The organism is Bradyrhizobium macuxiense (assembly GCF_007993935.1).
Classification (GTDB): Bacteria; Pseudomonadota; Alphaproteobacteria; order Rhizobiales; family Xanthobacteraceae; genus Bradyrhizobium; species Bradyrhizobium macuxiense_A.
This window is the reverse complement of the sequence record NZ_VITY01000005.1, coordinates 169,296-182,929: the sequence shown is the minus strand read 5'-3', so window position 1 is coordinate 182,929 and position 13,634 is coordinate 169,296. Positions and strand designations below refer to the sequence as shown.

General features: G+C 65.7%; 13 protein-coding genes. 6 read left to right on the top strand and 7 right to left on the bottom strand.

The genetic code is table 11. From position 1 onward, the window contains the following. Positions 1 to 100: 100 nt before the first annotated feature. The 4 genes from FBZ93_RS15245 to FBZ93_RS15230 form a co-directional block, all read right to left on the bottom strand. A complete protein-coding gene (locus FBZ93_RS15245; protein WP_146986749.1) occupies positions 101 to 925 on the bottom strand; it encodes a molybdenum storage protein subunit alpha in 825 nt (274 codons plus the stop codon). A gap of 14 nt (positions 926 to 939) precedes the next feature. Beyond that, positions 940 to 1,752 (bottom strand): uridine kinase, encoded by an 813-nt coding sequence (locus FBZ93_RS15240; RefSeq protein WP_146986748.1) that lies wholly within the window; start codon positions 1,750 to 1,752, stop codon positions 940 to 942. 132 nt (positions 1,753 to 1,884) lie between these two features. Next, on the bottom strand, positions 1,885 to 3,189 hold the full coding sequence (locus FBZ93_RS15235; protein WP_146986747.1) for an ATP-binding protein: 1,305 nt from the start codon (positions 3,187 to 3,189) through the stop codon (positions 1,885 to 1,887). Then, the gene (locus tag FBZ93_RS15230) at positions 3,186 to 3,848 is read right to left on the bottom strand and encodes a response regulator transcription factor (protein ID WP_146986746.1); all 663 of its coding nucleotides are present in this window, start codon (positions 3,846 to 3,848) and stop codon (positions 3,186 to 3,188) included. The genes FBZ93_RS15235 and FBZ93_RS15230 overlap by 4 nt, the downstream gene beginning before the upstream one ends. A gap of 263 nt (positions 3,849 to 4,111) precedes the next feature. Between FBZ93_RS15230 and FBZ93_RS15225 the strand changes: the two genes are divergently transcribed. The 4 genes from FBZ93_RS15225 (at position 4,112) to FBZ93_RS15210 (ending at position 8,545) form a co-directional block, all read left to right on the top strand. After that, positions 4,112 to 4,867, top strand: a complete 756-nt coding sequence (locus tag FBZ93_RS15225; protein WP_146987046.1) for a COG4705 family protein — start codon at positions 4,112 to 4,114, stop codon at positions 4,865 to 4,867. Between the two features lie 56 nt (positions 4,868 to 4,923). Further along, complete coding sequence (locus FBZ93_RS15220; protein ID WP_146986745.1) at positions 4,924 to 5,319, top strand: hypothetical protein; 396 nt, start codon at positions 4,924 to 4,926, stop codon at positions 5,317 to 5,319. A gap of 88 nt (positions 5,320 to 5,407) precedes the next feature. After that, complete coding sequence (locus FBZ93_RS15215; protein WP_246667496.1) at positions 5,408 to 6,175, top strand: COG4705 family protein; 768 nt, start codon at positions 5,408 to 5,410, stop codon at positions 6,173 to 6,175. Positions 6,176 to 6,544: 369 nt separating this feature from the next. Continuing rightward, positions 6,545 to 8,545, top strand: a complete 2,001-nt coding sequence (locus tag FBZ93_RS15210) for a hypothetical protein (protein WP_246667495.1) — start codon at positions 6,545 to 6,547, stop codon at positions 8,543 to 8,545. Between the two features lie 60 nt (positions 8,546 to 8,605). Here the strand turns inward: FBZ93_RS15210 and FBZ93_RS15205 are convergent, their stop codons facing one another. Next, positions 8,606 to 9,592: a zinc-dependent alcohol dehydrogenase family protein gene (locus tag FBZ93_RS15205; protein WP_146986744.1), complete on the bottom strand. Its 987-nt coding sequence runs from the start codon at positions 9,590 to 9,592 to the stop codon at positions 8,606 to 8,608. A gap of 126 nt (positions 9,593 to 9,718) precedes the next feature. On the opposite strand from FBZ93_RS15205, the gene FBZ93_RS15200 reads away from it, so the two are divergent. Further along, complete coding sequence (locus FBZ93_RS15200; RefSeq protein WP_146986743.1) at positions 9,719 to 10,294, top strand: TetR/AcrR family transcriptional regulator; 576 nt, start codon at positions 9,719 to 9,721, stop codon at positions 10,292 to 10,294. Positions 10,295 to 10,435: 141 nt separating this feature from the next. Beyond that, the gene (locus FBZ93_RS15195) at positions 10,436 to 10,792 is read left to right on the top strand and encodes a hypothetical protein (RefSeq protein ID WP_146986742.1); all 357 of its coding nucleotides are present in this window, start codon (positions 10,436 to 10,438) and stop codon (positions 10,790 to 10,792) included. Positions 10,793 to 10,840: 48 nt separating this feature from the next. On the opposite strand, the gene FBZ93_RS15190 is transcribed toward FBZ93_RS15195, so the two are convergent. Continuing rightward, complete coding sequence (locus FBZ93_RS15190) at positions 10,841 to 12,916, bottom strand: pyridoxamine 5'-phosphate oxidase family protein (RefSeq protein ID WP_146986741.1); 2,076 nt, start codon at positions 12,914 to 12,916, stop codon at positions 10,841 to 10,843. A 62-nt stretch (positions 12,917 to 12,978) separates the two neighbouring features. After that, entirely contained in the window at positions 12,979 to 13,596 is a 618-nt protein-coding gene (locus FBZ93_RS15185; protein WP_146987043.1) for a glutathione S-transferase family protein, read from the bottom strand. Positions 13,597 to 13,634: the final 38 nt, after the last annotated feature.

The following is a 13,634-nucleotide window of genomic DNA, read 5'->3' as shown; positions in this document are numbered from 1 at the left end:
GCTGTATTCGCGGAGACTCCCCCTCACCCGAAATTCGCGTCCCGCGAATTTCGACCTCTCCCCGCACGCGGGGCGAGGTGAAGCGGAGTCAGCGGCGCTATCAGGCCGGGCGCGCGCCGGTGCGGATGATCGATCCGACATGCTGGCCGCCCAGCGCCGCGGTGAGACGGCCGGGAACGAGGCCGTTCACGACCTGCACGCGCTCGATGTGCCGCGCATTGGCCATCACTTCGAGCAGCGCGGGATCGAACGGCAGCGTGCCCTTCAGCTTGGCGAGATCGGCGAGGCTCGCCTCGCGCAGCAGCTGGGCCTTCTTGCCCTCCGGACCATTGGGATCGTCGGTGTAGACGCCGTCGACGTCCTCGACGATCGTCAGACCCGCCGCGCCGAGCGCATCGGCGAGCAGGAACGCGCCGGTGTCGGCCCGATGCAGCGGGATGCGCGAGTTCGGAAACTCGTGATGGTGATACGGCGGGAACGCGCTGCCGACCACCGCGCGCGATGCGGAGAGGTGGATCGCGAGCTGGCTCGCGATGGTCGGATGCTCGATATAGGACACGCCCTCCGGCGCGAGCAGGCAGCCGAGGATATGGCCGTTCTGCCCGGCCTCGCTCGCCGCGAGCGGCTGCAGCGAGCCGACCGGCAGTCCGAGATCGAGGCCGACGCTGTAGAGATGGCGGGCGCGGATGCCGGCGCCGGTCAGGATCAGCATGCGGTGCTCGGGCAAGAGCGCGCGCAGCTCGTCGACGATCGGCAGGATCGCTTGATGGCCGCGATCCATGATCGAGCGGCCGCCGATCTTGATCACCTGCACCCAGGGCAGCAGCGGAATCGGGCGTCCGCCGGCGACGGGACGGGTGAGATCGCTGTCGAGCAGGGTCTGGCGCGCGAGCGGCGAAGCGACGTGCTTGATGGTGTCATCCATGGTCGTGTCTCTGCTCAGTTCGCGGTGATGATGGTGCCGACATGCTCGCCCGCGAGCGCGCGGGTGAGATTGCCGGGGACGAGGCCGTTGACCACCTGCACCTCGCGCACATGGCGCGCGGAGGCGAGCAGATCGAGCACCGGGAATTCGAGGATCGAATCCTGCAATCCCTTGGCCTTCATCTCCGCGACCGAGATCTTCGGGATGAAGGTCGCGCCCTTCGAGGTCTTCGGGTTCGCGGTGTAGAGGCCGTTCTCGTCCTTCACATAGATCATCGCCTTGCAGCCGAACTGCTCGGCGACCAGGAAGCATCCGGCGTCGGTGCGGTAGGGCGGAATCATGCCCTCAGGCGCGGGCCGCATCCACAAACCGTAGGGCGGCATGCCGCTGAAGATCACCGCGTTCACCTCGGCGAGATAAAGCGGCACGGCCGACAGCCCGGCGCCGCTGACCGCGGAGATGCCGTGCTTGGCCAGCAGTTGGCCCAGCATCACCGCATTCTGATCGGCCACCGAAGCGCCGAGCTGCGAGAGCACGCCGGCCGGCAGCCGGAGCCCGGCCGCGATCGAGTAAAGATGGCGGGCACGGGTCCCTGCGCCAGTCCCGATCAGCAGCTTGTGCGCCTTGCGGGCCGCGACGATCTCGTCGACCAGCGGGTAGACGGCGGCGCGGCCGCGGTCGATGACGCTCTGGCCGCCGATCTTGATGACAGTGGCATCCGGCAGGATGCGGAAGTCCGATGCGGCCTCCGCCTTCGCCAGAAGCTGCGGATCGGTCAGCGACCGCTGCATCAGGAGCGCTTCGAGCTCCGTCGTCGTGTTTGCCATGAGAAACGTCCTTATCTCCAATGCGCCCGGGCATCGCTTTCGGATTGCACTGGTAGCGATAAGCGGCGCGGGTCTCAAGACACAATGGCAATGATGCCGCGCACCCCGGCGCATTTTGCCGGCCGCCAGGCCTTAACGATCGGCCAGCGGCAGCTTGACGGTCACGCGCAGGCCCGAGCGTCCGGCGCCGGTCACATTTTCGAACAGGATCGAACCCGTGGCACGATCGACAATTCGCTTCACGATCGAGAGACCGAGCCCGGCGCCCTCGCCGCTCGGCTGGCCGCCGCGAAAGAACGGCTCGCCGGTCCGCGCCAGATCCTGCGGCGGAATCCCCGGCCCGGTGTCCTCGATCCGGATGACCGCCATTGCGTCCTCGCGATGGACACTGAGATCGACGGCCCCGCCATCGGGCGTGAACTTGATCGCGTTCTCGACCAGGTTCCGGACCGCCGAGATCAAGGACAAGGGATCACCGTTCACGACGACCGTCTCGACGGTCGTGAAACCGAGATCGATGTTGCGCGCCGACGCCTCCGGCAGCAAGTCGGCGACGACACCCTTTGCGATCTTGTCCAATTCCACCGCGGCGCTCACGGTGGAGGGCGCTGCGTCCTGACGCGCCAGCGCCAGAAGTTGCTCGAGCAGATGCTTGGTGCGCCGCATGCCGCTCTTCAACGCATCGAGCCGGTCGCGCGTCTCCGCGGGCATGTCGAGCGAGGCGAGATTTTCCGCCTGCAGGCTGAGCGCGGTGACCGGCGTTCGGAGTTCATGGGCCGCGTCGGCGATGAAACGCCGCTGCTGATCCATCATGACGCGCGTCCGCCGGAGCAACCCGTTGATCGAGTCAAGGAACGGCTGGAGCTCGCTTGGCGCGCCGGTCGTCGGCAGCGTGCCGATGTCGTCCACCCGGCTCGCGTCGAGATCGCCGGCGAGGCGCAACATCGGCCGGAACGATCGGGCAATCACCAATGCGGTCATCAGCAGCAGGCACGGCACCAGCGCGGCGATCGGCAACAGCGTACGCACGGCCATGTCGCCCGCGATCTCGGTGCGGATCTCGGTCTGCTGCGTCACCGCGAAGCGGCTGCCATCCGGCCGCGTCCGAAGCAGCACGCGGACCGGCTGTCCGTGATAGACGTCGTTGTGCAGCCCATCCTTCAGGCCCCGCAGCCGGCGATCGTCCGTGGCGCCGCGCGGCGCGTCGCCCAGCTCGACGACGGCAACCTCGGCTTCGGCATCGACACCGGTGACCGGGCGGCTCTGCCGCATTGGAGCGCTCAGCGCGAAGCTGCCGATCTGGATCAGCACGGAGTCCTGCATTTCGATCGCTTCGCTGTAGGCCCATCGGTACGCCAGGATGCCGCCGACGGCGCCCGTCAGCAGAATAATCGCCGTCAGTCCGACGAACAGGCGCCCGCGCAGCGATCGCATCATCTCGAACGGTCCACCATCCATCCGACGCCGCGCACGTTCCTGATCGCGCCGGCGCCGAGCTTTCTGCGCACGGCGTGGATCAGGAATTCGACCGCATTGCTCTCGACCTCCTCGCTCCAGCCATAGATCTGGCGCTCGAGCTCGGCGCGGGACAGGATCGTTCCCGGGCGATTCAAGAGCGCCTGAAGCAGGGCGAACTCGCGCGCGCTGAGCACGGCTTTTTCTCCGCCGAAGGCCGCTTCCCGCGTTGCCGGGTCGAGGTGAAGCTCGCCGTTGGTCAGCACCGGCGGCGCCCCGCTGCCCTCGCGCCGCAGCACCGCGCGCATGCGCGCCAGCAATTCCGCGATCTCGAACGGCTTGACCAAATAGTCGTCGGCGCCGAGATCGAGCCCCTGGATGCGATCGTTCAGCGCGTCGCGCGCGGTGAGAATGATGACGGGAAGGCGCATGGAGCCGGCGCGGATCGCCTTGAGGACGTCGAGGCCATCGGTCAATGGCAGTCCGAGATCGAGCAGTGCGACGTCGTAGGTCTCGCTGCGGCTGGCCTCGATGGCGAGATCGCCGTCGCGCACCCAGTCGACGGCATAGGCGGCATCCCGCAATGCCTCGACGACGGCGGCGCCGATCATCCTGTCGTCTTCGACCAAGAGCACGCGCATCGCCTGGCAATCCATCCGGGTCCGCACCGGGGATCGCCCGGCAAAACTGCGTCGTATCGCCCAACCCGCGACACCTGCGCGATCATATCAGCTTCGACTTAGCCGGAACTTAGGGCATTCGACGCCTGCGTGGCGGCCACTCGGCCCGGCTAAGCCGGAGCTAAGTCTCGCAGGGCACGCTCCGTGTCGAACCCGGCGGAACCGCCGGCGATCTCACAGCGGAGTTCACCACCGTGCAGGTTACCCGACGCCTCGGCCGCAGCATGCTGAACAAGGTCCCCGAAGTCACCCTCGTCTTCTGGCTGATCAAGGTCATGTCGACCACGGTCGGCGAGACCGGCGCCGATTATCTTGCCGTCCATGTCGGCCTTGGAACAAGTGTGACCGGCCTGATCATGGCTGCCTTGCTTGCGGCCGTGCTGGCTGTCCAGCTGCGAATGAACCGTTACGTGCCGTGGGTCTACTGGCTGACGGTCGTGCTCGTCAGCATCGTCGGCACCCAGATCACCGATGTGCTGACCGACAAGCTCGAGATCAGCCTCTACGTCAGCACGGCCGCCTTTGCGATCACCCTGGCCGCGACCTTCGCAATCTGGTTCGCGCTCGAGCGGACGCTGTCGATCCACAGCATCGTGACCACGCGGCGCGAATTGTTCTACTGGGCCGCGATCCTCTTCACATTCGCGCTCGGCACGGCGGCGGGCGATCTTGCCACCGAAGCGCTGGGCCTCGGCTTCAACGTCGGCGTCGTGGTGTTCATGGCGCTGATCGCAGGCGTCGCCGCCGCCTACGCACTCGGCGCCAACGAGGTGCTGGCGTTCTGGATCGCCTACATCCTGACCCGGCCGCTCGGCGCCTCGTTCGGCGACATGCTGTCGCAATCCCGCGACTATGGCGGCCTCGGCCTCGGCACGATCTACACCAGCCTCGCCTTCCTCGCCGTGATCATCGCGCTGGTCGGCTGGCTGTCGCTCGCGGGCGGCAGCGGGCGAAACCCCGAAGCATCACCCCGCGCATGAGTTCGCCGCGCGTCCAAGAGGTCGTCGGCCGAAGCAACCCCAACAGGAGAACCACAATGAACAGAACGATAGTCGCACTTGCCGCCATCCACGCTCTCGTGGTGACTTCACCATTTCCGCATGCGAGCGGAGGCCTGCCCCTGCTACCCCGCGCGCAAGCCGCCGCCTCCAAACTCGGCGACCTGACGCCGTTCCGCGGCATCGCCGCCGACGTCGCTGAAATGGTCGACAAGAACGACCTGGCCGGCGCCAAGGCGCGGATCAAGGATCTCGAGACCAAATGGGACGAGGCGGAAGCCGGCTTGAAGCCGCGCGCGGCCGCGGACTGGCACACGGTCGACAAGGCGATCGATCGTGCGCTCGAGGCGGTGCGTGAGATGAATCCGGACGCCGCCAAATGCAGGAAGGCGCTCGCCGAACTGCTCTCGATCATGGACTCGATGAAGGCCTGATCCCTCCGTCCATCATTCGACCACCCGCCGGCGGTAACGTCCGCCGGCGATGTTCTCTTGAAGTGACGAATCTTGGAGTGACCAACCCATGGATATGCTGCTCGACAACGCCACCGAGGACCGCGCGGGCAAGGTTCCCGCCGTCACGCTAGGCTTCTGGATCATCAAGATTCTCGCCACGACGCTCGGCGAGACCGGCGGCGACGCCGTCACGATGTCGATGAATCTCGGCTATCTCGTCGGCACCGCGATCTTCGCGATCATCTTCGTTGCTGCCGTTTCAGCACAGATGGCGGCGAGGCGCTTCCATCCGCTGCTCTACTGGACGGTGATCATCGCGACCACGACCGTCGGTACGACCTTTGCCGATTTCGTCGACCGCTCGCTGGGGATCGGATATCTCGGCGGCTCGTCGCTGCTTGCCGGACTGCTCGTTGCATCCCTCGCTGCGTGGTATCGCACCATGGGCACGGTTTCGATCGCGTCGATCGACAACAAGGCGGCCGAAACCTTCTACTGGATCACGATCCTGTTCTCGCAGACGCTGGGCACCGCGCTCGGCGACTGGATGGCCGACTCCACCGGTCTCGGCTATGGCGGCGGCGCCATCGTGTTCGCCGCCGGTCTTGCCGTCGTCGCCGCCGCCTATCTCTGGACCCGGGTCTCACACACGGTGCTGTTCTGGATCGCGTTCGTCCTGACCCGGCCGCTCGGTGCCACCGTCGGCGATTTCCTCGACAAGCCGCTGGATCACGGCGGCCTCGCGCTCAGCCGCTATACCGCATCCGTTGCTCTCGCCGTTGCGATCGCGGCCCTCGTCTTCATGCTGCCGCAGCGCGCGGGCAAGCACGCGTGAGCATCAAGCCTTTCGTGCTCCGGACATCGATCTCAGTGAGCGGGCAATCGCGATCATCGTCTCGCGATTGGTCCGCTCGCGGTCGATGATCGGCCGCCGTTGCATGAGCGGAGACCTCGCGCAAGATGATTCCAAAGCGCGGTCTAGGACGTTTTGTCGCAGTCCGCATCGCGAGCGAGCGTGACGCCCGTCATAGATGACGCGCCCGAATTCTGCGATCCTGAATTTGATATTGCCGATTTTTTCAATGCGCTGCTCTCAGCCCAATGACACGGGAGCAGCACCACCCCGCTTCGCGAAGGCGAAGTCGATTGCCTTGCACCTTGGAAATTTGCCGGCTTCGACCGGCGCCCCACGAGGAAGCAAACCATGGCCAATACCCCACCGGTCGTCTCGATTGGTAACCACAGCCTGTTGTCCAACCACTGGCAAAAAATACAGCCGTGGCTGACTTATTCCGACGCCGACGGCAATCCCGCGCAAAGCTTCGAGTTCTTCGACAGCGGCGCATCCGCAACCAGCGGCTACTTCTGGACGCCCACCAATACCCATTGGGCCGCCAACACCATCATCGACGTTGCAGCGTCCGATCTCTCCGATGTGTGGCTGAGCTCCGGTTCGGTCAGCGGCTCGGAAACAATGTGGGTCCGCGCCTTCGACGGGACTGACTGGAGTTCCTGGACGTCGTTCATCCTCACGACGACGCCAAACACGCCTCCGGTTGCTGCGATCAATGACCAGTCGCTGCACGTTAACACCTGGGCGAAGGTCGAGAATTGGCTGAGCTACTCCGATGCCAACGGCGATGCCGCCACGAAATACCAGTTCTGGGATAGCGGCACGTCCGCCACCAGCGCCTATTTCTGGACACCCACCAATTCGCACTGGGCTGCCAACACGACGATCGAGGTTTCGGCCGCCGACCTGACCAACGTCTGGGTCCAGGGCGGCTCGACGACCGGCTCCGAGACGATGTGGGTTCGAGCATTCGACGGATCGGACTGGGGCTCCTGGGACTCCTTCACGCTGACGACGACGAACTCGGCGCCCGTGGTCACGACCGGCGATCATTCCGTGCACATGGGTCAGTGGGTCACCGTCGGCAACTGGTTGACGACGTCGGATGCCGACAACGATGCGATCACCAAGTACCAGTTCTGGGACAGCGGCACGGCCGCGACCAGCGCGTATTTCTGGACGCCGACCAATTCGCACTGGGATGCGAACACGACGATCGACGTTTCGGCCGCCGATCTCGCCAACGTCTGGATCCAGGGCGGCTCGGCGACCGGTTCGGAGACCATGTGGGTCAGGGCGTTCGACGGCACCTCGTGGAGCAACTGGGACAGTTTCACGGTGACGTCGACGGTCAACACGCCGCCGGTCGCGACCATCAACGACCAGTCGGTTCACGTCAATACATGGGTCAAGCCGGAGAACTGGCTCAGCACCAGCGATGCCGAGGGTGACACGATCACCAAGTATCAGTTCTGGGACGGCAGCTCGGGCGCGACCAGCGCCTACTTCTGGACGCCTACCAATGAGCATTGGGCGGCCGGCACCCCCATCGACGTTTCGGCGTCCGATCTGGACAGTCTCTGGATTCAGGGTGGCTCGGCGACCGGCTCCGAGACCATGTATGTGCGGGCCTTCGACGGGACCGCCTGGGGCAATTGGGACGCCTTTACCCTGACGTCCACAAACACGGCGCCAACGGTTGCGATCAACGATCATACGCTGAACGCCGCGCAATGGGCGCAGCTCGTCAACTGGACGTCGGCGTCCGATGCCGACGGCGATCCGATCACCAAATACCAGTTCTGGGACGGCGGCTCTGCCGCGAACAGCGCCTATTTCTGGACGTCCACGAATTCACACTGGGCCGCCGCCACGCCGATCGAGGTGTCCGCGTCCGATCTGGCCGACGTTTGGGTGCGAGGCGGGACCGCAGGCGGTTCGGAGTCCATGTACGTTCGCGCGTTCGACGGGACCAGCTGGAGCTCCTGGGACAGCTTCAACCTGACCACCCTGCCGAACCACGCCCCCGCCGTTTCGATCAACGATCAGACCTTGCACGTCAACGAGTGGAGCCAGCTCAGCAACCTGGTGTCCTATTCCGACGCCGACGGAAATCCAGCAACCGAGTATCAGTTTTGGGATGGCAGCGCGGCCGCGAACAGCGGCTATTTCTGGACGTCGGCGAATTCGCACTGGCCGGCCGCCACCGTCATCGACGTCGGCGCCGCCGACCTCGGCGATGTCTGGATGCGGGGCGGCGCCGCCACCGGCACCGACACGATGTACGTACGCGCGTTCGACGGAATTGACTGGAGTTCGTGGCACGCTTTCGCGCTCACGACCATCGTCTAGCTGCCTGCCGCGACCGGGTGGCGGACACGGCATCGCCGTGTCACGCCACCGACTGTCCGGCTACGCAGCCTGGTTCGGCGTGAAGATGACCTTGCCCTTGAATGCCGACGCCTGCGCGATCGCCTGCGAAAAATCCTCCAGGCGATAGGACCCGACCACCGGCGCGCTGATCGCCCCTGAGGCGACCATCGGCACGAGATGGTCGTACATCGTGGCCATCGCGTCATCGGTTGCGGTCTTGCTCCAATGAGCGAGCCAGAAGCCGCGCACCGACACCTCGTTGAAGATCACGCTCAAGGCCGAGCCGGAGAACGGCTGTCCGCTCATCGCGCTGTAAATGACGAGGACACCCTTCGGCGCCAGGCAGTTCATCAGATTCAAGGCCGACGAGCCGCCGACGACGTCGAGCGCCAACTGGATCGGCGCCTTGCCGGTCTCCTTGGCGACGCGCTTGGCGAGATCCGGCCCGTCGACCAGGACGATGTCGCCGCCGACCGCCTTGACCTCATCCACGACCTCCTCGCGGCGGACGATGTTGACCGTCTTGAGCCCGAGCGACCTGGCGATGGCGATCACCGCGCGCGCCGTCGCCGAATTGGCGCCGTTCTGGATCACCCAGCCGCCGCGCGGGACTTTGACGAAATCGGTCAGCAGCAGATAGGCCGTCGCCGGGTTGACCGCGATCATGGATAGCTGCCGGATGTCGGCAGTCTCGGGCAATGGACGCTGCCAGGACGGCGTGAACTTGAGCCGTTCGGTCCAGGTCGGGATCATGAACGGAACGAGCGTGCGGTCACCTTCCCTGAGGTGCTTGACCTGCGCCCCCGCGGCGATGACCCGCCCGACGCCCTCGATCCCGAGCGTCGCCGGCGGCGTCGGCAGATAGCCGTAGCGCCCCGCCATGATCATGAAGTCCGAGTTGTTGATCGGCGCGGCCTCGACCGCGACCACCACCTCGTTCGGCCCGGGGCTGCCGACATCAGGCACCTCGTTGAGCTTCACCACTTCCGCCGGACGTCCGAACGCAACAACCTGAACCGCCTTCATGGCATCATCTCCCGATGTTATTCTGTACTTATAAGTATAGAATTGCGGCCACGTCAATGACTAGAAATGGTTTCACGGCGTTGGTGACGGCTTCACATCGGACGCGGGAGTACATAAAACAGCGCCATGGCAAGGCCGCGCAGCTTCGATCCGGACGACGTCCTGGAAATCGCCCGTCAGGTGTTCTGGCAGAAGGGGTTTCAGGCGACCTCGCTCGACGAGATCACGGCGGCGAGCGGTATCGCGAAGCCGAGCCTCTATGCGGCCTTCGGCGACAAGCACGCGCTGTTCCTGCGCGTGCTGGACCGCTATCACGACGGAATCCTCGGCTGGGCCGAGCGCGTGCTGGCGCAGCCGGGGCCGGCCCGCGAGGCGATCAGGCAGTGGCTCACCGGCTTCATTCCCTATTGCTCGGGTGAGAAGGGACAGCGCGGCTGCCTGTCGATCAATTCGGCGACCGACGGCTCGCTCGATCAGGCCGCGCTCCGCAAGAGCATCGAGCGCTACAACCGGCGGCTTGAAGAGCTGTTGCGCACGCGGCTGCGTGCCGACCGCGCTCAGTTCAAGAAGGGCTTCGATCCCGACATCACCGCGCACACGGTGATGGTGGTGCATGCGGGGCTGATGGCGCTCGCGCACCAGACGCCGGATTCGAAGCAAGTGAAGGCCGTGATCGAGCAGGTAATGGGCCTGCTCGCCTGACCTTGTCAGCATCTGCGTTGCGCTCGCGCCCGCCGTGGCTCTCATGAATGTGATTTATATGATGAATGTCATCTATTGATGAACTGAACTCCGTGACCATTTCCGGATTGGCTGACATGGGCTTCCGGAACTGGGAACCAGATGAACACATCGTTTTGGCGTATGACGCTTACTGTACTTACCGTCCTGCTGCCGATGCCGTCGATCGGTCCGGCCCAGGCCCACGATCATCAGCATCCCGAACTCAACGGCTGGTATGAGAGCCTGCACAGTGGCAAAGGCCCCTGCTGCGACGGCACCGACGCGACGCGCGTCGATGACGCCGATTGGGACACCAAGGACGGCCACTACCGCGTGCGCCTCGAGGGGGAATGGGTCGACGTTCCCGATGAGGCCGTCGTGCCCGGACCAAACCGCGCCGGCCACACCGTCGTCTGGCCGTATTATCTGAATGGTCACCCGAGACCGCGCTGCTTCATGCCGGGCAGCATGGGTTGATCAGCGACGAAGGCGCTGCGCAGCCTGAAGCATCGACGGCGCAGCTGATCAGAGATCGAGCTGGATCCGGTCGTCGCCGTCGGTCGCCGGCTGCGCGGGCACCGCGCAGCAGATCAGCACTTCATTATCGGCCACCTCAGCGGTCGGCTCCTTCACATAGGTTACCGCACCTGCCAGCAATCCGGTCCGGCATGTTCCGCAATTGCCTTCCCGGCAACTGAACACAGGGCTGAGGCCGCGCGCTTCCGCCAACTCAAGCAGCGTGCCCGACTCCGGCGTCCAGCGCGCTTCCTTCAGAGATGCGGTGAAGGCGACCGGGACCGGCGCGGTCGCGGGCGGCCGGCGCGGCGGCGCCGTCGCGGCCACATCCGGCGTCCTCACCAGCGACGACGGCCCGAACGCCTCGGCGTGGATCCTGCTATCGGCAATGTTGTAGCCGCACAGGGCGTCATAGAGCGATTGGGTGAACTGCGGCGGGCCGCACAGATAGAAATCATAGTCGTTGAACGGCAGGGTACGCGACAGCAGCGCCATGTCGATCCGCCCCGCGGCATCGTAGTCGGCGCCCAGCTCGGCGCCATCGACGTCACTGAGGACGCGAATGATCCGGACGGCGCCGCCGGCGGCCGCAGCGAGTTGCTGCAATTCGTCGCCGAACGCGCGGTCCGCCTTCGTATGCGCGGCCTGGAACAGGAAGGTCGGCCGGATGCCGCGGGTGCGCAGCCCCTCATAGACGACGTGACGCAGCATCACCAGCAGCGGCGTGATGCCGACACCACCGGCGAGCAGCACCGCGGGCCGCTTCTCGCGCGCATCGATGGTGAAGCCGCCGCCCGGCGCGCGCGCCTCGATGATGTCGCCGACACGGATGTTGTCATGCAGATGCTGCGACACCGCGCCGTCACGCTTCACGCTGATGCGGTACATGCCGTCCGACGGTGCGACGGACAGCGTGTAGGTGCGAATGATCGGCTTGTCGGCGCCGGGGAGCGCGATGCGGATCGGCAGATGCTGTCCCGCCCGGTGCGGCAGCCGCCCTGCGCCATCGTCCGGTTGCAGATGAAACGAGCGGATCGACCGGCTCTCGTCGACGATCTTGGTGACCTTGAACGGGCGCCATTGCGACGCAAGCTCGGCCGCGCGAATCCGGTCGGCGGCCTGCGCCCAGTCGCCGGTCATCAGCGCATTCGGCGACCAGCCCTCGGCCCGGAACGCCCAGCGCAGCGGCAGCGCGCCGCGCCTGCGCACCACGCGGCGGGCACGAAAACTCCACAGCCGTTCGGCGCCCTGGAATGCCGCGATCTCCGGCGAGTCCAGGATCACCTCGGCATCGCCGGTCAGCTGCAGCATGTCGCCGGTTTCGAAATCGACGAACGCCAGCCCGGCCTTGCCGTTGACGAGGATGTTGCCGAGCGTGTTGAAGAACAGATTGCCGGCGAAATCCGGGATGGTCAGCGTGCCGTCGGCAGCGACGCGGACGAAGCCAGCTCTGCCGCCGCGATGCGACACGTCGACCTGGCGGCGATCCTCGCGCTCGGCATAGGACGCCACGAAGAACGTGTCCGCCGCCGCGATCGTGTCGCGCGCGGCCTGATCGAGCGTCGTGCTCGTCTCGATCGCTCCGGTGAACGGCTGATCCGGTTCGCGCACGAAGGCGAAATCACGGAGCTGGATATATTGCGGGCAGTTGCCAAAGCTCTGATCGAGTTCGAAGCTCAGCGCCCTACCCGACGATGCGCGGAGCAGCCCGTTGGCACGGTTGCGGCGCCGCGTGTGCAGTTCGATTCCGAGCAATGCGATGGCCTCGTCCTCACGCATGCCGTCGTTGACGGGATCGCTGGCGTCGGGCCGCGCATCGATCTCGAGGCCGCGCGGTGTCGGCGAAGAGATGAAGCCGGGCCGGCCGGTCAGCAAGGAGGCCCATGCGTCGCCGCTGCGATCCACGCTGCCGACCACGATGAAGGGAATCTGCGCGAAGAAATCGCGATGCTGGTCGGGCATGAAGTCGCGCACGGCGCGCTGGCCGACGGCCTCCATCTTCTCGGCGACGCCGGCCTTCTGCTGGATCGCCTTCTCGCCGGCATGCCAGGCCGGCAGCTTGCTCTTGCTTCGTCTGTCGCTCATCTCGTCGCCCTCCCTTTCGGGGGTTGGACGGGCGTGCCCGAAAGGCGCGCCCGATCAGCAGATCACGCAGCCGCGGCCAGACCGACTGGGGTCTTGGCAAAGGGCACGAAGCCCGGCAGCGCCTCGATCCGGCGCAGGAATGCGTTGACGCGCGCATAGCCAGAGAGATCAACATTGCCTTCGGGCGCGCTCGACAGGTAGCTGTAGAGCGCGACGTCGGCGATGGTCGGCTGCGCACCGACCAGCCAGTCGCGATCGGCAAGATGGGCCTCGAGCCGCTTCAGCATCACGTGCGCGCGGGCGATCACATCTTCCGGGTTGAACTTCGCGCCGAACACGGTGACGAGCCGCGCCGCGGCGGGTCCGAACGCGAGATCGCCGGCGGCTACCGACAGCCAGCGCTGCACGGCGGCAGCGCCCTTCGCGTCCTGCGGCAGCCAGTCGGTGCGGCCGAGCTTGGTCGCGAGATAGACCAGGATCGCATTGGAGTCGGGAATGATGGTGCCGTCATCGTCGAGCACCGGCACCTGGCCGAACGGATTGAGCGTCAGAAACTCCGGCGTCTTCTGCGCGGCGGACCTGAGGTCGACGTCGACCAATTCGTGCGGAATTCCGAGCAGGGAAATGAACAGGCGGGCGCGGTGCGCGTGGCCGGAGAGCGCAAAGTGATAAAGCTTCATGGTGCCGTTCCTGATGTCGTGGACGGGATCATTCCCGA